Source organism: Pseudomonas sp. NFACC14, assembly GCF_900106885.1.
Classification (GTDB): domain Bacteria; phylum Pseudomonadota; class Gammaproteobacteria; order Pseudomonadales; family Pseudomonadaceae; genus Aquipseudomonas; species Aquipseudomonas fluorescens_AA.
The window spans coordinates 281,148-298,740 of the sequence record NZ_FNOA01000004.1 but is presented as its reverse complement, the minus strand read 5'-3'; the positions used below and the strand labels follow the sequence as shown (position 1 = coordinate 298,740).

At 64.5% G+C, this 17,593-nt stretch carries 17 protein-coding genes; 15 read left to right on the top strand and 2 right to left on the bottom strand.

From position 1 onward, the window contains the following. Window positions 1-91: 91 nt before the first annotated feature. Complete coding sequence (locus BLU85_RS09880) at window positions 92-1,483, bottom strand: aminotransferase-like domain-containing protein (RefSeq protein WP_092198434.1); 1,392 nt, start codon at window positions 1,481-1,483, stop codon at window positions 92-94. A gap of 137 nt (window positions 1,484-1,620) precedes the next feature. On the opposite strand from BLU85_RS09880, the gene BLU85_RS09875 reads away from it, so the two are divergent. The 15 genes from BLU85_RS09875 to BLU85_RS09805 all read left to right on the top strand — a co-directional run bounded on the left by BLU85_RS09875 (window position 1,621) and on the right by BLU85_RS09805 (window position 16,381). Continuing rightward, window positions 1,621-2,787 carry an MFS transporter gene (locus BLU85_RS09875; protein WP_092198431.1) on the top strand — a complete coding sequence of 389 codons (1,167 nt, stop codon included), beginning with the start codon at window positions 1,621-1,623 and terminating at the stop codon, window positions 2,785-2,787. Between the two features lie 106 nt (window positions 2,788-2,893). Further along, window positions 2,894-3,565 (top strand): GntR family transcriptional regulator, encoded by a 672-nt coding sequence (locus tag BLU85_RS09870; protein ID WP_060742054.1) that lies wholly within the window; start codon window positions 2,894-2,896, stop codon window positions 3,563-3,565. 112 nt (window positions 3,566-3,677) lie between these two features. Beyond that, window positions 3,678-4,610: a 4-hydroxyproline epimerase gene (locus tag BLU85_RS09865; protein WP_092198428.1), complete on the top strand. Its 933-nt coding sequence runs from the start codon at window positions 3,678-3,680 to the stop codon at window positions 4,608-4,610. Further along, window positions 4,607-5,722: an NAD(P)/FAD-dependent oxidoreductase gene (locus BLU85_RS09860; RefSeq protein WP_092198425.1), complete on the top strand. Its 1,116-nt coding sequence runs from the start codon at window positions 4,607-4,609 to the stop codon at window positions 5,720-5,722. Before BLU85_RS09865 ends, BLU85_RS09860 begins: the two co-directional genes overlap by 4 nt. Window positions 5,723-5,955: 233 nt before the next feature. After that, window positions 5,956-6,192 carry a 2Fe-2S iron-sulfur cluster-binding protein gene (locus BLU85_RS09855; protein ID WP_060742051.1) on the top strand — a complete coding sequence of 79 codons (237 nt, stop codon included), beginning with the start codon at window positions 5,956-5,958 and terminating at the stop codon, window positions 6,190-6,192. Continuing rightward, entirely contained in the window at window positions 6,189-7,445 is a 1,257-nt protein-coding gene (locus BLU85_RS09850; protein WP_092198422.1) for an NAD(P)/FAD-dependent oxidoreductase, read from the top strand. Before BLU85_RS09855 ends, BLU85_RS09850 begins: the two co-directional genes overlap by 4 nt. A gap of 242 nt (window positions 7,446-7,687) precedes the next feature. Then, window positions 7,688-8,437, top strand: a complete 750-nt coding sequence (locus tag BLU85_RS09845) for an AraC family transcriptional regulator (protein WP_092198419.1) — start codon at window positions 7,688-7,690, stop codon at window positions 8,435-8,437. Window positions 8,438-8,670: 233 nt separating this feature from the next. After that, window positions 8,671-9,489 (top strand): ABC transporter substrate-binding protein, encoded by an 819-nt coding sequence (locus BLU85_RS09840; RefSeq protein ID WP_072404405.1) that lies wholly within the window; start codon window positions 8,671-8,673, stop codon window positions 9,487-9,489. Window positions 9,490-9,499: 10 nt separating this feature from the next. Beyond that, window positions 9,500-11,275, top strand: coding sequence for a cis-3-hydroxy-L-proline dehydratase (locus BLU85_RS09835; RefSeq protein WP_092198415.1), 1,776 nt, complete (start codon window positions 9,500-9,502; stop codon window positions 11,273-11,275). Next, window positions 11,268-11,933: an amino acid ABC transporter permease gene (locus BLU85_RS09830; RefSeq protein WP_092198412.1), complete on the top strand. Its 666-nt coding sequence runs from the start codon at window positions 11,268-11,270 to the stop codon at window positions 11,931-11,933. Before BLU85_RS09835 ends, BLU85_RS09830 begins: the two co-directional genes overlap by 8 nt. Window positions 11,934-11,945: 12 nt before the next feature. Continuing rightward, on the top strand, window positions 11,946-12,596 hold the full coding sequence (locus BLU85_RS09825; protein ID WP_092198409.1) for an amino acid ABC transporter permease: 651 nt from the start codon (window positions 11,946-11,948) through the stop codon (window positions 12,594-12,596). Continuing rightward, the gene (locus BLU85_RS09820) at window positions 12,589-13,311 is read left to right on the top strand and encodes an amino acid ABC transporter ATP-binding protein (RefSeq protein ID WP_092198406.1); all 723 of its coding nucleotides are present in this window, start codon (window positions 12,589-12,591) and stop codon (window positions 13,309-13,311) included. The genes BLU85_RS09825 and BLU85_RS09820 overlap by 8 nt, the downstream gene beginning before the upstream one ends. 108 nt (window positions 13,312-13,419) lie before the next feature. Next, on the top strand, window positions 13,420-14,448 hold the full coding sequence (locus BLU85_RS09815; RefSeq protein ID WP_092198403.1) for a trans-3-hydroxy-L-proline dehydratase: 1,029 nt from the start codon (window positions 13,420-13,422) through the stop codon (window positions 14,446-14,448). Window positions 14,449-14,616: 168 nt separating this feature from the next. After that, window positions 14,617-15,534: a dihydrodipicolinate synthase family protein gene (locus BLU85_RS09810; protein ID WP_092198400.1), complete on the top strand. Its 918-nt coding sequence runs from the start codon at window positions 14,617-14,619 to the stop codon at window positions 15,532-15,534. A gap of 292 nt (window positions 15,535-15,826) precedes the next feature. Continuing rightward, entirely contained in the window at window positions 15,827-16,381 is a 555-nt protein-coding gene (locus BLU85_RS09805) for a DinB family protein (RefSeq protein WP_092198397.1), read from the top strand. A 66-nt stretch (window positions 16,382-16,447) separates the two neighbouring features. Here the strand turns inward: BLU85_RS09805 and BLU85_RS09800 are convergent, their stop codons facing one another. Beyond that, window positions 16,448-17,512, bottom strand: a complete 1,065-nt coding sequence (locus BLU85_RS09800; protein WP_256572833.1) for a 2,3-butanediol dehydrogenase — start codon at window positions 17,510-17,512, stop codon at window positions 16,448-16,450. Window positions 17,513-17,593: the final 81 nt, after the last annotated feature.

Sequence of the window (17,593 nt, the reverse complement as noted above, 5' to 3'; positions counted from 1 at the left end):
CTCGGTCCCACAGGGATCTTCGGTGGCCCTCCGGCTCTCCTCTGTGGGAGCGAGCTTGCTCGCGATAGCGCCAGGACAATCTCCCCACGCTCTACTGGCCCGCCACAATCGACTCCTGCGCCACCCGCTGGAAGAACACCTGCGCACGATGATCCTGAGCATAGGCGACATTCAACCGCAACCAATCGCACGCCTCCCCCTGGGGCAGGAACGTCGAGCCCTGGGACAGTTGGATCTGCAACTCCCGGGCGATCTGCTGCACCCGTTGCGGCGCCAGGCACCGAGGCCTGGCCCAGACGAACATCCCCCCCATCGGCTCGGCAAACACCTCCCAGTGGGCCGGGTCCAGTTGGCGCAGCGTACTTGCCATCTGCTTGTTCAGGCGCTGGCGCAAGCGCTGGATCAGCTTGCGATAAGCACCGTTGGCCAGCAACGTCGCTACCACGTTTTCCGCCAGCAGCGAACAACCGATGCCGGTAATCATCTTGACTTCGGCCAGGCGCCGGATGATGTCGGGCTGGGCGACGACATAACCGATGCGCAGCGAACTGGACAAGGTCTTGGAAAAGCTCGCCAGGTAGATCACCCGGTCCAGGGCATCCAGGGAGGCCAGGCGGGACGTCGGGCCATTCTGGAAATCGGCGTAGATGTCGTCCTCGATGAGGCGAAAGTCATGGGCCGTCGCCAGTTGCAGCAGACGATAGGCCACGCTCGGCGCCAGGCTGGTGCCGGTGGGGTTCTGGTACATGCTGTTGATGAAGAAATACGAGGGTTTGTGCTCCCCGAGAAGCTGTTCCAGGCGGGCGATATCCGGGCCTTGGGCGGTTCTCGGCACCGCCACGGTCTTGACCCCCTGCAGCCTCAGCAGATTGAACAGGTTGTAGTAGCCGGGGCTTTCTACCAGCACCAGGTCGCCAGGCTTGAGCAGGGTTCGCACCAACAGGTCGAGGCCCTGGCTGGCGCCTTGGGTGGTGATGATCTGTGCCGGGTCGACGTGAATGTCGATCAGGCCCAGGCGTTTTTGAAGGTGCAGGCGCAGATGAGGCGACCCCAACGGGGTGCTGTAGTTGAACAATGCGTGGTTGTCGCTGCGCACCACCTGGCGGATCGCCTGGCCCAGGTCGGTGTCGTCGCGCCAGGCGTCGGGCAGCCAGCCGCAACCGAGCTTGAGCTGCGTCGACTCATTGTCGAACAACCGCCACGAGGGGTTATCCGTTTCAGCTATCGGCTCCACTGGCCGGGCCAATTGCTGCGCGACAAAAAAGCCCGCGCCATGCCGAGACTCCAGCACCCCGCTGGCAACCAGTTGATCATAGGCCTTGATCACGCTCGACAGGCTCAGGCCATTTTCCCGGGCCAGTTGGCGAATGGACGGCATTCGCGCTCCAGGGCGAATGCCATGGACGTTGATCCAGCCCGTGAGGTGCGTCACGAGCTGCCGGATCATGGGCTCGGCAGTGTTGCGATCAATCTTCAGGTCCACGGCGGGCACTCTTGGCCAAGTGTTCTCGATTTTCTAGAAAACAGTTAAACACAAATGGCCGGCGTCTGTTCCTTGTTTGCGTTGTGCCCGGCGGTGATAGTCCCCGGGACTTCATGCGCACCCTTTAAGGAACACTCTTGAACCCACAGCATCGACATGCCTGGGGGCTGGCTTTCGGCCTCTGCCTGATCACCCTCGCGGTCAACCTGCAGGCGCCGCTGTACACCACCTACGCGCAGTTGTCCGGCTCCGGGGCCGGGGCCACGGCGGTGGCGTTTTCCGGTTATGTGCTGGGGGTGTTGCCGGTCCTGCTGGCGTTCGGTGGACTGGCCGACCGGGTGGGCCGCAAGCCGTTGATCCTGGTCGCGCTCGGGCTGTCGATGCTGGCGACGCTGGTGACGTTGCTCTGGCCGAACCTGGTGGCACTGGGCGTGGCGCGCTTGATGATGGGGGTCGGCACGGGGCTGGCCTCGGCCACGTCGACCGCCTATATGACAGAGCTCATGGCAACCCGCGATACCCGCTCGCCGGCCAACCGAGTCACCGCCAGCACCTCCCTGGGCTTTGGCCTGGGGGCCGCGTTGACCAGTCTGTTCCTGTTCGTTCATCCCAGCGCCACGCCCGGCAGCTTCTGGTTGCAACTGCTGTTGGCCGCCCTGGCGATTGTCGTGGTCTGGCGGCTACCGGACCCGGCGTTGAAAATCACAGACGCGCCGCTGCTGCGCCTGCCTTTGTTTCCCGCCGGCAGCCTGCCCTACAGCTTTTCCATGCTGTTGGCCTGGGCGACTTCGGGCCTGGTCATCGCCATATTGCCGTCGGTGCTGGCAACCCACGATTTGCAGCGTTGGTCGGGCCTGTCGACCTTCACGGTCATCAGTTGCGGCCTGCTCTTCCAGCCTTGGGTGCGGCGCATGTCGCCGGCCAGGGCCACGGGCTTGGGGCTGTTGATCCTGCCGCTGAGCTATGCGTTGCTGGCCTGGGGTGCCAGTGTCGGTTCCCTGCCCGCCGTACTGCTTGGCGCACTGGGCGCCAGCAGTGCGTGCTATGGCTTCCTGTACCTGGGCGGGTTGTCTGCCGTCACCGCCATGGCCGGCGTGGAGAAGGCGCGGGTCAGCGCGGGGTTCTTCCTGTTCGCCTATGTGGGCTTCAGCATCCCGGTCGTGGTGACCGGGTTGTTGGCGGATGGCTTCGGCGCCAATGTGGCGTTGATACTGTTTGGCGTAGCGTTGAGCGCCGGAGCGTGCATCACCGGGCTGATCATCGTTCGGACGCAGGCCCGCGTGACCAGTTTCTCCCATGGATAAACACAGAAACCTGTGAATTGGGGTCGGCTTAGCAGCTCATAGCCCCAACGACCGTCCCGGCAAAGTCGTATACCATATCCCCACCTAAGCCGAACGACCCGCCGCCGTGACTTTATCCAAGTTCAACCTGCCTGACCTGGGCAACACCCCTTCCACGTCGGAAATCATCACCCGCCATCTGCGCGACGCCATCGTGGCTGGGCATTTTGCCGAGGACGAGCCGATTCGCCAGGATGATATCGCCCGCCAGTTCAACGTCAGCAAGATTCCCGTGCGCGAGGCCCTCAAGCGCCTGGAGGCCGAAGGCCTGGTGATGTTCCAGCGCAATCGCGGGGCGATGGTGACGCGCATTTCCGAGGCGGAGCTGGCGCAGATGTTCGAGGTGCGCATGCTCTTGGAAGACAAAGTGCTGCGCCTGGCGATTCCCAACATGACCGAAGACACCTTCGCCCGCGCCGAAAGCATCTGCCGGGAGTTCGTCGGTGAAGACGACGTCGGGCGCTGGGCCGAACTGAACTGGCAACTGCACGCCTGTCTCTACGAACCGGCCCAACGGCCGTTCATGGTGAGCCTGATTCGCTCGGTCCACGACAAGCTGGAGCGTTACTTGCGCATGCAGATGAGCCTTTCGGCCGGTAAGGACCGAGCCGATCACGAGCACCGGGAAATCATCAAGGCCTGCCGCGCCGGTGATGTCGAGCGGGCCGTGGCGCTGCTGGACGAACACATTGCCGGGGTCTGCGAGACCTTGTTCAAGTTCCTGCCTTCCAGCCATTGATGGGCCAACGCTGTGCCGATTTCGTCATCGGCGACAGATAAAACCATCAAGCCTTCAGCCCTGGGCGCGGGCCACGCTTACCGTCACTCACCTGAACGGACGTGGCCCTCCCATGAAACGCATCACCGTGATCGATTCCCATACCGGCGGCGAACCGACCCGACTGGTTACCGACGGTTTTCCTGACCTGGGCCAGGGCAGCATGGCCGAGCGCAAGCAACGCCTGGCCACCGAGCATGACGCGTGGCGCACCGCCTGCGTGTTGGAACCCCGGGGCAGCGATGTGCTGGTGGGGGCGCTGCTCTGCGAACCGGTGGACCCGAGCGCCTGTGCCGGCGTGATCTTTTTCAACAACAGCGGCTACCTGGGCATGTGCGGCCACGGCACCATCGGCCTGGTGGCGTCACTGGCCCACCTGGGCAGGATCGGCCCCGGCGTGCACAGCATCGAAACCCCGGTGGGCACGGTACAGGCAACCTTGCACGAAGACCGCTCGGTCAGCGTGCGCAACGTGCCGGCCTATCGTTACCGCAAGGCACTGGCCCTGGAAGTGCCCGGCATCGGCCCGGTGGTGGGCGATGTGGCCTGGGGCGGCAACTGGTTTTTCCTGATCGCCGAACATGGCCAGCGCGTGGCCGGCGACAACCTCGACGCATTGACCGCCTACACCTACGCCGTGCAGCAAGCCTTGGAGCAACAGGGTTTTCGCGGCGAGGACGGCGGCCTGATCGACCATATCGAACTGTTTGCCGATGACCCGCAAGCCGACAGCCGCAACTTCGTGCTCTGCCCGGGCAAGGCCTATGACCGCTCCCCTTGCGGCACCGGTACCAGCGCCAAACTGGCGTGCCTGGCGGCCGATGGAAAACTGCAGCCTGGACAGATCTGGCGCCAGGCCAGTGTCATTGGCAGCGAGTTCGAAGGTTCCTACGAACGCTCGGGCGAGCGCATCGTGCCAACCATTCGCGGTCGCGCCTACATCAGCGCCGAAACCACCCTGATCATCGACGCGGACGACCCGTTCGCCTGGGGCATTCGCCCGTGAGCCAGGGCCATGTCGCCGACGTGATCATCATCGGCGCGGGCATCATTGGCGCAGCCTGTGCCCAGGCATTGGCCCGGCGCAACGTCAACGTGTTGGTGCTGGACGCCGGTTGGCACGGCGCCACGGCAGCCGGCATGGGGCATCTGCTGGTGCTGGATGACAACCCGGCGGAACTGGCCCTCAGTCAATACTCCCTGCAACGCTGGCGCGAACTGGCCCCGGCCCTGCCCGAGGGTTGTGCCTGGCGTAACAACGGCACCTTGTGGCTGGCGGCCAGTGCCGAAGAAATGGCGGTGGCCCAGAGTAAATACCTGAACCTGCTGGCCCATGGCGAAGCCTGCGAATTGATCGGCCAAGCCGCTCTGCAACAGCGTGAACCCGAGCTACGCCCAGGGCTGGAAGGCGGGCTGCTGATCAAGGGCGACGGCATCCTCTACGCTCCGGCAGCCGCCCGCTGGATGCTGGACGCGCCCAACATTCGCCAGCAGCGAGCCCAGGTCAGCGAAGTCGACGGAAACCGCGTGCGCCTCGGCGACGGTCGCTGGCTGAGCGCCGACGCGGTGGTCCTCGCCAATGGCATCCAGGCCACCGAGTTATGCCCGGAACTGCCGATCGAGCCGAAGAAGGGCCACCTGGTGATCACCGACCGCTACCCCGCCACCGTCACTCACACCCTGGTGGAACTGGGCTACGTCACCAGCGCCCATAACGCCAGCGGGCCGTCGGTGGCGTGCAATATCCAACCACGTCCGACCGGACAATTGTTCATCGGCGCCTCGCGGCAGTTCGGCAGCGTCGATCCGCAGGTGGAAGGCTGGATGCTGGCGAAGATGCTCAAGCGCGCCGTCGAATACATGCCAGGGCTGGCGCATCTGAACGGCATCAGGGCCTGGACCGGTTTTCGCGCGGCGAGCCCCGATGGCTTGCCGCTGGTGGGTCAACATCCACAGCGCAAGGGGCTGTGGCTGGCGGTCGGTCACGAAGGCCTGGGGGTCACCACGGCGCCCGCGACGGCCGACCTGCTGGTGGCGCAGCTGTTCAACGAAACCTCGCCGCTGCCCGCGCAGCCTTACCTGCCGCAGCGCTTCCTGGGAGAACCCGTCCATGCCTGAGCCTGACGCCCACACCTGTGGCGCGGGAGCTTGCTCCCGCTCGGTTCGTAGGAGCTGCCGAAGGCTGCGATCTTTTGACTTTGATCTTTCGTTTGAAATTCAAGTGTCTGGGGAAAGATCGCAGCCTCGTTGCACTCGTCAGCTCCTACAACGCGCCCCAGCGGGAGCAAGCTCCCTCGCCACGGGATGGGCGTTTGGCGCTGATATCCATTTACCCCTGGGGGATTGTTCCCATGCCTGATTTATTTCTCGACGGCCACCCCTTGTCAGTGGCCAACGGCACCAGCGTCGCGGCGGCATTGGCGCTGGGCGCGGACGGTTGCAGTCGCACCTCGGTCAGCGGCCAGCGACGGGCGCCCTTGTGCGGCATGGGCATCTGCCAGGAGTGCCGGGTGTTGATCGATGGCCGTCGCCGCCTGGCCTGCCAGACCTTGTGCCTCGATGGCATGCATGTGCAGACCCGACCATGAACGAAACCACCGACCTGCTGATCATCGGCGCCGGCCCTGCGGGCATGGCCGCTGCCCTCGCCGCGACAAGCAGCGGTGCACGCATCGTGCTGCTGGACGACAACCCGCTGCCCGGCGGGCAGATCTGGCGCGACGGCCCCCAGGCCAACCTGCCCGCCGCCGCCCGCCGCCTGCGCGATCAACTGCACACCTGCACCAACGTACGCTGCCATGCCGGTACTCGCGTGATCGCCTGCGCGGCGGATAAAACCTTGCTGGTGGAAGACGCCGAGCGCGGCTGGCAGATCAGCTACGAGCGCTTGATCCTGTGCACGGGTGCCCGTGAGCTGCTGCTGCCGTTTCCCGGCTGGACACTGCCCGGCGTGACCGGCGCCGGCGGGTTGCAGGCGTTGATCAAGGGCGGCTTGCCGGTGCGCGGCGAACGGTTGGTCATCGCCGGTAGCGGCCCCTTGCTGCTGGCCAGCGCCGCCACGGCAAAGCATCAGGGCGCACAGGTGGTACGCATCGCCGAGCAGGCCCGTCGCGGCGCCGTCGCCGGTTTCGCCGCGCAATTACCACGCTGGCCGGGGAAGTTTTTCCAATCGTTCAGCCTGTTCGACCGGCACTACCGCACCGATACCCATGTGGTGGAAGCGCTCGGCCGGGACCGGCTGGAGGGCGTGCGCCTGCAACAGCAAGGCGAGACGATTGAATTGGCCTGCGATCGGCTCGCCTGCGGTTTCGGGCTCATTCCCAATACCCAGTTGGGCCTGGCCTTGGGCTGCGCGGTCGAAGACCAGGCGCTGGCGGTGGACGCCTGGCAAGCGACCTCTCGCCGCGAACATTACGCCGCCGGTGAGTGCACCGGTTTCGGCGGCAGCGAACTGGCGCTGGTGGAAGGCGCCATCGCCGGCCATGCCGCCGTCGGCAACAGCAGCGCCGCCCAACAGCTGTGGCCCCGTCGCGCACGTTGGCAGGGTTTCGCCCGGGCCCTGAACACGGCCTTTGCCCTCGATCCACGACTCAAGACCCTGCCCACGGCGGACACCCTGGTCTGCCGCTGCGAGGACGTACCGTATGGCGAACTGGCCGGCCATGACAACTGGCGCGAAGCGAAACTGGCCAGCCGCTGCGGCATGGGCGCCTGCCAGGGCCGAGTGTGCGGCGCCGCCCTGGAACACCTGTTCGGCTGGACCCCACCCCTGCCGCGCCCGCCCTTCAGCCCGGCGCGGATCGAGACCTTGCTGAACCTGGCAGAAACCCCGCCCACCTGACTGATCTGCACTCACCCCAATCCCCTGTGGGAGCGAGCTTGCTCGCGATAGCGGTGGGTCAGCTTGCATCGATGTCGGATGCACTGACGCCATCGCGAGCAAGCTCGCTCCCATAGAAGGTTTGCAGGAGACACCGCGGCCCCCAATGTGGGAGTGAGCCTGCTCGCGAAGGCGGCGTGACAGGCAGCACATTTTCGACTGACACTGCGCCATCGCCCCCACAAAAAAAGACGACGCCGGCCATGTACCCCTCGCTCACCTCCCTAGCCCCTTGCGACCTCGACACCCTGCTGCGCAGCCTGCAGCCCATCGCCCCGCTGCTGGACACCCTCGCGGACGTGGTGTTTTTCATCAAGGACCCGCAGGCCCGCTACGCCTTCGTCAACCAGACCCTGGCCCGGCGCTGCGGTTTCAAACACCGCGGCGACCTGCTCGGCCTCACCGCCGACCAGGTGTTCCCCGAACGCTTCGGCCCGCTGTACACCGAACAGGATCGCCGGGTGCTGGCCAGCGGGCGGGAGTTGGCCGACCAGCTCGAACTGCATTTGTATTACGGCAACCAGCCCGTATGGTGCCTGACCCACAAGCTCGCCCTGCACGACCCGGATGGCCGGATCGTCGGCCTGGCCGGCATTTCCCGCGACCTGCAACTGCCGCAATCGAGCCACCCGGCGTTTCACAAACTGGCGGCGGTGGACGCCCATATCAAGCAGCACTTCGCCCGCCCCATCAGCCTTGCCGAGCTGACCGCCATCGCCGAATTGTCGGTGGCGCAACTGGAACGCCACTGCAAGCGCATCTTCCAACTCACGCCGCGGCAGATGATTCACAAGGCCAGGCTGGAGGAAGCCTCGCGGTTGTTGCTCGATCAGGAGCTGCCGATCACCGAGATCGCCCTGCGCTGCGGTTACACCGATCACAGCGCCTTCAGTCGCCAGTTCCGCGCCCTGACCAGCCTGTCCCCCAGCCAGTATCGCGAGAATCAGCGCTGATCCCTTGTTCCCTGATGGGGCATCGGGTCCCATGGTTGCTCCCATCTGTAACACCACGGGCCAACGCAGCCCCTGCCTCTATGTGCCCCGTCCGCCGGAAAAGCCTCTAGGTCAGTCCTCCCACACAATTACTGCGACTCAACCCGAAACAGGCATGCTGCTTGCTTATCTAATATCGTATACGAAATCCTCAATACGATATCTCACCGCATTTATTCGACAGCGAGGCATTTATGAAAAACCCTGCATTGGCTGTAGCCCTCAGCGTTGTCCTCACCCCGCTTTTCATCGCCCCGGCCCACGCCGACAAACTCGACGACATCATCGGTTCCGGCAAACTGCGCTGCGCCGTGACCCTGGACTTCCCGCCCATGGGCTTTCGCGACGAAAGCAACAAACCGGCGGGATTCGACGTGGACTATTGCCAAGACCTGGCGAAAGTCCTCGGCGTAGACGCCGAAGTGGTGGAAACGCCGTTCTCCGACCGAATCCCCGCGCTGCTGTCGGGCCGCGCCGACGTCATCGTCGCCTCCACTTCCGACACCTTGGAGCGAGCCAAGACCGTCGGCCTGACCGTGCCCTACTTCGCCTTCCAGATGGTGGTGCTGACCCGCGACAACACCGGCATCAACAGCTACGCCGACCTCAAGGGCAAGGCCTTGGGCAACACCAGCAGCACCTACGAAGCCATCGCCCTGGAGAAAGACCAGAAGAGCTGGGGCAGCGGCAGCTTCCGCGCCTACCAGTCGCAGAACGACACCCTGCTGGCCGTCGCCCAGGGGCACATCGATGCCACCGTGGTGACCAACACCGTGGCCGCCGCGACGATCAAGTCGGGCAAGTACAAGGGCCTGAAGATCGCCGGTGACGCGCCCTACGTCATCGACTACGTGTCCCTCGGCGCCAAGCGCAGCGAGTACGGCCTGCTCAATTACCTCAACCTGTTCGTCAACCAGCAGGTGCGCACGGGTCGCTACAAGGAGCTGTTCGTCAAATGGGTCGGTACCGACATCCCGCCGGCCAACCTCACCGTCCCCCAGGTCTACTACTGAGGATCGGCGCATGCCAAGCACGCCTGTCCGTGTGAAAGGCCGCAGCCTGGTGGAGGGTGCCGCCCAGGGCGCCCTGCTGTTCGCCGAGGTCGGGCTGAGTTTCTGGGGCGGAGTCGATCCGGCCAGTGGCGAGGTCATCGACCGGCACCATCCCTTGAGTGGCCAGCACCTGGCCGGGCGCGTATTGGCGATTCCCAGCGGACGCGGCTCCTGCACCGGCAGCAGCGTCTTGATGGAGCTGATCAGCAACGGCCACGCCCCCGCAGCCCTGGTGCTGGCCGAAGCCGATGAAATCCTGACCCTGGGCGTGCTGGTGGCGCAGGTGATTTTCCAGCGTTCGCTGCCGGTGTTGTGCGTGGGGCACGAGGCCTTCAATGGTCTGCGCGGCCAGGGTTTTGTCCGTCTGGAAGGCGATGTCCTGACATTGTCTGGCCGGCCCCTGGACGACGGCTGGCAAGGTTCGTACGCGGCGTCGCAACCGCCCACTTTCTCAACCCTGGGGCTGACCGAACACGACCGGGCATTGCTCGACGGCAGCCATGGCAAGGCCGCCCAAGTGGCGATGCACATCGTGCTGCGCATGGCCGAGATCCAGGGCGCCACGCAACTGCTGGACGTGACCCAGGCCCACATCGACGGCTGCATCTACACCGGTCCCGCCAGCCTGCGCTTTGCCGAACAACTGGTGCAGTGGGGCGCGAAAGTCCGTGTACCCACCACCCTCAATTCCATCTCCGTGGACCAGCGTCGCTGGCGCGAGCTGGGCGTCGAGCCGGCCCTGGGCGAGCCTGCCAGTGCCTTGGGCGACGCCTACATGGCGATGGGCGCCCAACTGAGTTTCACCTGTGCCCCCTACCTGCTGGACACCGCGCCAAAAGCCGGCGAGCAAATCGTCTGGGCCGAATCCAACGCGGTGGTCTATGCCAACAGCGTGTTGGGCGCGCGCACGCAAAAGTACCCGGACTTCCTCGACATCTGCATCGCCCTGTGCGGGCGGGCGCCGTTGACCGGCTGCCATCTCGACGACCCGCGCAAGGCCCGGTTGATCGTCGACGTGCCGGCGCTGGGCAGGGTCGACGACAGTTTCTATCCGCTGCTGGGCTACCACATCGGTAGTCTGGCCGGCCGGCGTATTCCGCTGATACGCGGCCTGGAACACGCCGCACCGAGCCTGGACGACCTCAAGGCCTTCGGCGCCGCGTTCGCCACCACCAGCGCCGCGCCGCTGTTCCACATCGCCGGGGTGACACCGGAAGCCCTCGAGCCGGCCGATGTCCTGGAGCGCGACGTCGCGTTGCCACAGGAAAGCGTCGATGCCGCGGGCCTGCTTGCCAGTTGGCGCGAACTCAACAGCGCCCGGGATAACTGGGTGGACGTGGTGTCCCTGGGCAATCCGCATTTTTCCCTCAGCGAGTTCGCCGCCCTCGCGACCTTGTGCGCGGGCCGGGTCAAGCATCCCTATGTGGTGCTGGCGATCACCTGCGGCCGGGCGGTGCTGGAGCAGGCCCGCAAAGCCGGGTATCTGACCGCCATCGAGGCCTTCGGCGCGGTGCTGGTGACCGACACCTGTTGGTGCATGTTGGGTGAGCCTGTGATTCCGCCCCACGCCACCACACTGATGACCAACTCCGGTAAATACGCCCACTACGCACCCGGCCTGGTCGGTCGCGGGGTGCACTTTGCCGCTCTCGCCGATTGCGTCGAGGCCGCGTGCAACGCCGCGACTCGCGGCCAGCCGCCGACGTGGCTACAACCGAACCGCACCGGGAGCCCGACCCATGTTTGACTACAGCTTCCAATGGCGCCCGGCCTTGCGCGCCCTGCCCGACATGCTCGCCGGGGCCTGGGTGACCTTCGAGACCGCCGCGCTGTCGATGATTTTCGGCGTGCTGATCGCCCTGGTGCTGACCGTGATGCGCCAGGCCCCGAATCGCTTGCTGCGGGGCGTGGGCAATGGCTGGGTGTCCATCGCCCGCAACACGCCCTCGCTGTTCCAGATCTACATCCTCTACTTCGGCCTCGGCTCCCTCGGGCTGCACGTCAGTTCCTGGCTGGCCTTGCTGGCAGGGATCACCTTCAACAACGCCGGCTACCTGGCGGAAAACTTTCGCGGCGGCCTCAAGGCCGTGCCCGGTACGCAAATGCGCGCCGCCCGTTCGTTGGGGATGAGTGCCTTCCAGGCCTACCGGATGATCATCGTCCCGCAACTGTTGCGCATCGTCTTCTACCCGCTGACCAACCAGATGGTCTGGGCGGTGCTGATGACGTCCCTGGGGGTGGTGGTCGGCCTGAACAACGACCTCACCGGCGTCACCCAGGAATACAACGTCAAGACCTTCCGCACCTTCGAATACTTCGCCCTCGCGGCGGTGCTGTATTACCTGATCGCCAAGCTGATCGTCGGGTTGGCCCGACTAGTGTCCTGGCGCTTGTTTCGTTACTGAGGAGGGTGGGTCATGTTTTCTACAAGCCTCAGCGTCAACGACCTGCTGTATTTGCTCGAGGGGGCCTGGGTCACGCTGCAACTGACCGTGTGGTCGATCCTGCTGGGCACCTTCGCCGGGTTGCTGTTCGGCCTGTTGCGGGCGCTGTTGCCGCGGGCCAGCCTGCCACTGGCCTGGCTGCTGGACGTGTTTCGCAGCGTGCCGCTGCTGATCCAGTTCGTGCTGTTCAACTCCCTCAAGAGCATCGCCGGCCTGAACCTCAGCGCCTTCGCCGTCGGCTGCATCGTGCTCGGGGTCTACGCCGCAGCGTACTTCACCGAAATCGTGCGCGGTGGCGTGCTGGCGGTGCCGTCGAGCACCCGCCGGGCCAGCCGGTCGCTGGGCCTGAGCTATGTGCAGGACCTGCGCTTCATCGTCCTGCCGATTGCCACGCGGGTGGCCTTTCCCGGCTGGCTGAACCTGGTGCTGGGCGTGATGAAGGACTCCGCGCTGGTGATGTGGATCGGCATCGTCGAATTGCTGCGGGCGTCGCAAACCATCGTCACGCGCATTCAGGAACCCCTGCTGGTGCTGTGCATCGCGGGCCTCATTTACTACGTCATGAGCCTGGTGGTCGCCCGCCTCGGCGCACGCCTGGAAAGAAGGTGGCAGGAAAATGATTGAGATCGAAAACGTGCATAAAGCCTTCGGCGCCCTGGAAGTGGTCAAGGGTGTGAGCCTGACGGTGGACAAGGGCGAAGTGGTGTCGATCATCGGCGGCTCCGGCTCTGGCAAGTCAACCCTGCTGATGTGCATCAACGGCCTGGAGCCCATCCAGAAAGGCAGCATCCGCGTGGACGGCATCGAGGTTCACGACCGGGCCACTGATCTCAATCGCTTGCGGCAGAAGATCGGCATCGTCTTCCAGCAATGGAATGCTTTCCCTCACCTGACCGTGCTGGAGAACGTGATGCTGGCGCCGCGCAAGGTGCTGGGCAAGAGCCGGCAGGACGCCGAGGCGCTGGCGGTGAAGCAGCTTGAACATGTGGGCCTGGGGGATAAGCTCAAGGCCTTCCCCGGCAAGCTTTCCGGCGGCCAGCAACAACGCATGGCCATCGCCCGGGCGCTGGCCATGTCGCCGGACTACATGCTCTTCGACGAAGCCACCTCGGCCCTGGACCCGCAACTGGTGGGCGAAGTCCTGGACACCATGCGCATGCTCGCCGAAGACGGCATGACCATGGTGCTGGTGACCCACGAGATCCGCTTCGCCCGGGACGTGTCCGACCGCGTGGCGTTCTTTTGCAATGGGCGGGTCCATGAAATCGGCCCGCCGGACCAGGTGATCGGCAACCCGGTGCAGCCGGAGACGGCGGCGTTTCTCAAGTCGGTGAAATAGCGGATGGCCCTATCGCGAGCAAGCTCGCTCCCACAGGGGAACGTATTTCAATGTGGGAGCGAGCTTGCTCGCGATGAGGCCCGACCAGACAACCCAAGGATTTGACTCATGCGCTCATCAAAAATCATCCATGTAGTCAGTTGCCACGCCGAAGGCGAAGTCGGCGATGTGATCGTCGGCGGTGTCGCGCCACCACCCGGTGCCACGGTGTGGGAGCAGTCACGCTGGATCGCCCAGGACCAGGCCCTGCGCAACTTCGTCCTCAACGAACCCCGTGGCGGTGTGTTCCGCCACGTCAACCTGCTGGTGCCAGCCAAGGACCCGCGTGCGCAGATGGCCTGGATCATCATGGAACCGGCCGATACGCCGCCGATGTCCGGCTCCAACTCGCTGTGCGTCGCCACCGTGTTGCTGGACAGCGGCATCCTGCCGATGACCGAACCCCAGACCCGCCTGGTGCTGGAAGCGCCGGGCGGCCTGATCGAAGCGGTGGCCGACTGCCGCGACGGCAAGGTGCAACGGGTCGAGATCAAGAACGTGCCCTCCTTCGCCGACCGCCTCGATGCCTGGATCGAAGTCGAAGGCCTGGGCTCCCTGCAGGTGGACACCGCTTATGGCGGCGACAGCTTTGTCATCGTCGACGCCCAACGCCTGGGCTTTGCCATTCGCCCCGACGAGGCCGCCGAGCTGGTGGCCGTGGGCTTGAAGATCACCCGCGCCGCCAACGAACAACTGGGCTTCGTGCACCCGTTGAATCCTGATTGGTCGCACATCTCGTTCTGCCAGATCGCCGCGCCCATCGTCCAGGAGAATGGTATCGCCACTGGCGCCAACGCCGTGGTGATCCAGCCTGGCAAGATCGACCGCTCCCCCACCGGCACCGGCTGCTCGGCACGCATGGCGGTGTTGCAGGCCAAGGGCTTGATGCAGGTGGGCGAGCGGTTTATCGGCCGCTCGATCATCGGCTCCGAATTCCACTGCCGCATCGACTCACTGACCGACATGGCCGGACGCCCGGCGATTTACCCGTGCATCGCCGGACGGGCGTGGATCACCGGGACCCATCAGCTGTTGCTCGACCCGGACGACCCGTGGCCGCAGGGCTATCGGCTTTCCGACACCTGGCCTGGCGCATGATCTTTCAACTTGCACACACCCCTGTGGCGAGGGGATTTATCCCCGCTGGGCTGCGAAGCAGCCCCCTGGTTCCTACTGATACACCGAGTCGCCAGATTTCAGGACCGCTTCGCGGCCCAACGGGGATAAATCCCCTCGCCACATACCATTAACCACCGGAGACAACCCATGAGCAAACGCATCAACTGGAGCGGCGTGTTCCCTGCCGTCACCACGCAATTCAACGATGACTTTTCCATCAACCTGGAAAAAACCCACCAAGTGATTTCCAACGTCATTCGGGACGGCGTTTCCGGCCTGGTGGTCTGTGGGTCGGTGGGGGAAAACACGTCCCTGAGCGCCGAGGAAAAAATCGCTGTGACCGAAGTGGCGGTGGACGCCTCCCGCGGCCGCGTGCCAGTGATTTGCGGCGTGGCCGAGTTCACCAGTGTGCAGGCCGCCAAGGTCGCCAACGCGGTGCGCAAGGTGGGCGTCGACGGGGTGATGCTGATGCCGGCGCTGGTCTACGGCTCCAAACCCTTCGAGACCGCCGAGCATTTCCGCTACGTGGCCCGCCACGCCGATGTGCCGCTGATGGTCTACAACAACCCGCCGATCTACAAGAATGACGTGACCCCGGACATCCTGATTTCCCTGGCCGATTGCGACAACGTGGTGTGTTTCAAGGACTCCTCTGGCGACACCCGGCGCTTCATCGACGTGCGCAATGAAGTCGGCGATCGCTTTGTGCTGTTCGCAGGCCTCGATGACGTGGTGCTGGAAAGCCTTGCCGTGGGCGCCGAAGGCTGGGTCTCGGGCATGTCCAACGTGTTCCCGAAGGAAGGCGAGACCATTTTCCGCCTGGCCCGCGCCGGACGGTTCGCCGAAGCGATGCCGATCTACGAATGGTTGATGCCGATCCTGCACCTGGACGCCCGCGCCGATCTGGTGCAATGCATCAAGCTGTGCGAAGCCATCGCCGGCCGCGGCAGCGCCCTCACCCGCCCACCGCGCCTGGCCTTGCCGGACGAAGATCGGCTGTATGTGGAACAAATCATGGCCAAGGCCATGGCCAATCGGCCGGCGTTGCCGGATGTGGGGCTTTGACCCCGGGGCATGGCGCTAACTGGCGGTGACTGGGACGCCGCCATCGCGAGCTAGCTCGCTCCCACAGGGATTTGTGGTGAATACGCGATAGTGAGCCCAGGGGATTCAAACGGTGGGAGCGAGCTTGCTCGCTCCCACAGGGATTTGTGGTGAATACGCGATAGTGAGCCCAGGGGATTCAAACGGTGGGAGCGAGCTTGCTCGCGATAGCGGTCTGCCTGAAGCGGCTATGCTGGATGTGCCGACTAAATCGCGAGCAGGCTCGCTCCCACAAAGTTTGACGAGGCTTCCCATGAATTATTTCCTGGCCCAGGCCCTGAACAACCGATGGGCCAACCACAGGCTGCTCGGCGCCTGCGCGCAGTTGAGCGAGGCTGACTACGCCGCGCCGCGCACGGGATTCTTCCCGTCCATCCAAGCCACGCTTTGCCACATCCTGGAAGTGGACCGTTACTACCTCACCGCCCTGGAAGGTGACCGGGATGGCCAGATAAAAGATTTCTCCCAGACCCTGCCCTTTGCCCAGCTCATGCAGAGCCAGGCTCAAACCGACCAGCGGCTGGTGACCTTCTGCGAATCACTGCGAGAAAAAGACCTCGCCCGCTCCGTCGACCTGATGCGTGCCGACGGTGTGGTGCTCGAACGAATCGACCGACTGCTGTTGCACCTGTTCGAACATCAGATCCATCACCGCGGCCAGGTGCATTCGATGCTCAGCGGCACGGGTGTCAAGCCACCGCAGCTCGATGAGTTTTTCCTCGACTGCGACCGTAGGTTTCGGCAGCAAGAAGAACAAACACTGCAACTCAACGAAGCAACTGTCTGGCGAGACTATCGGCCCGACTGAAGCGCTACGCCGAAAAAAAGGCGACGGCCGCTGCCGGCCATCGCCAAATCGCCCACCCGGGCGCTCTCAGATCCGTGCGGGAGACACGATGATCTTCACGTTGTGCTCCTTGTTGTTCACCAGTTCCTCGAAGCCCTGCCCGACGATCTCCTCCAACTGAATGCGCCCGGTCACCAGCGGCGAGATGTCCAGGCGTCCGTCGGCGATGAAGGCGATCACATCGGCGAACTCACCGTTGTAAGCCAGCGCGCCGAGCACTTGCTTCTCGGTGGAGACCAGGTCAAAGAAGTTGAACTCGCTCGGTTCCTCGAAAATGCCCACCAACACGCATTTGCCGGCCTTGCGGATCAGGTCGATGGCCAGCTTGGCGGTGTGCTTGTTACCAATGCACTCGAAACTGACATCGGCCCCCAGGCCAGCGGTCAGGCGGCGGACTTCGGCCAGGGCGTCGCATTCGTTCGGATCGATCACGTGGCTGGCGCCGACTTCCAGGGCCTTGGCCTTGCGGGCACCGGACATTTCCAGGGCGATCACCTGGGCCGCGCCGGCCGCCTTGGCGCACATGATGGTGCACAGCCCGATGGTCCCGGCACCGACCACCACCACGTTCTGACCCAACAGGCTGCCGGCCTTTTTCACCGCATGCATGCCCACCGCCAGCGGCTCGATCAACGCACCGGCCTCGGTCGGAAAGTCGGCAGGCAGTTTGTAGAGCAGGTTCGCCGGCACGTTGACCAGCTCCGCGAAGGCACCGTTGTTCATCAGCCCGGTGAAGGCCAGGTTCTCGCAGATGTTGTAGAGCCCGTGGGTACAGTAATAACAAGTGCCGCAGTGCTGGCAAGCATCGGCCGCCACCGGTTCGCCGACGCTGAAACCCTCGACGCCAGCGCCCAGTTCGACGATTTCGCCGCAGAACTCGTGGCCGAGGATGCATTGGCCCTTGATCCCGGTCAGCGGGTGCGGCGCGTCCACCGGGATGAACACCGGCCCGGCCACGTATTCATGCAGGTCCGAGCCGCAGATGCCGCACCATTGCACGCGGATCTGCACCCAACCGGCGGGCGGCGAAACCGGCAGTGGCACGTCTTCGACGCGAATGTCGTTGCGGCCATGCCAGACGGCGGCGCGCATGCTGCGGGTCGGCTTGATTGAAACGTTCATAGTTGCCTCCAGAGGATTTTATGGGGCGGCGATTCATCGCCGCCCGCTGGG

Coding starts and splice junctions, on each gene's coding strand:
- BLU85_RS09830 (WP_092198412.1), top strand. CDS start 11,268: ATGTTTGACTACAGCTTCCAATGGCGCCCGGCCTTGCGCGCCCTGCCC.
- BLU85_RS09835 (WP_092198415.1), top strand. CDS start 9,500: ATGCCAAGCACGCCTGTCCGTGTGAAAGGCCGCAGCCTGGTGGAGGGT.
- BLU85_RS09845 (WP_092198419.1), top strand. CDS start 7,688: ATGTACCCCTCGCTCACCTCCCTAGCCCCTTGCGACCTCGACACCCTG.
- BLU85_RS09805 (WP_092198397.1), top strand. CDS start 15,827: ATGAATTATTTCCTGGCCCAGGCCCTGAACAACCGATGGGCCAACCAC.
- BLU85_RS09810 (WP_092198400.1), top strand. CDS start 14,617: ATGAGCAAACGCATCAACTGGAGCGGCGTGTTCCCTGCCGTCACCACG.
- BLU85_RS09820 (WP_092198406.1), top strand. CDS start 12,589: ATGATTGAGATCGAAAACGTGCATAAAGCCTTCGGCGCCCTGGAAGTG.
- BLU85_RS09840 (WP_072404405.1), top strand. CDS start 8,671: ATGAAAAACCCTGCATTGGCTGTAGCCCTCAGCGTTGTCCTCACCCCG.
- BLU85_RS09855 (WP_060742051.1), top strand. CDS start 5,956: ATGCCTGATTTATTTCTCGACGGCCACCCCTTGTCAGTGGCCAACGGC.
- BLU85_RS09825 (WP_092198409.1), top strand. CDS start 11,946: ATGTTTTCTACAAGCCTCAGCGTCAACGACCTGCTGTATTTGCTCGAG.
- BLU85_RS09800 (WP_256572833.1), bottom strand. CDS start 17,512: ATGCGCGCCGCCGTCTGGCATGGCCGCAACGACATTCGCGTCGAAGAC.
- BLU85_RS09850 (WP_092198422.1), top strand. CDS start 6,189: ATGAACGAAACCACCGACCTGCTGATCATCGGCGCCGGCCCTGCGGGC.
- BLU85_RS09865 (WP_092198428.1), top strand. CDS start 3,678: ATGAAACGCATCACCGTGATCGATTCCCATACCGGCGGCGAACCGACC.
- BLU85_RS09815 (WP_092198403.1), top strand. CDS start 13,420: ATGCGCTCATCAAAAATCATCCATGTAGTCAGTTGCCACGCCGAAGGC.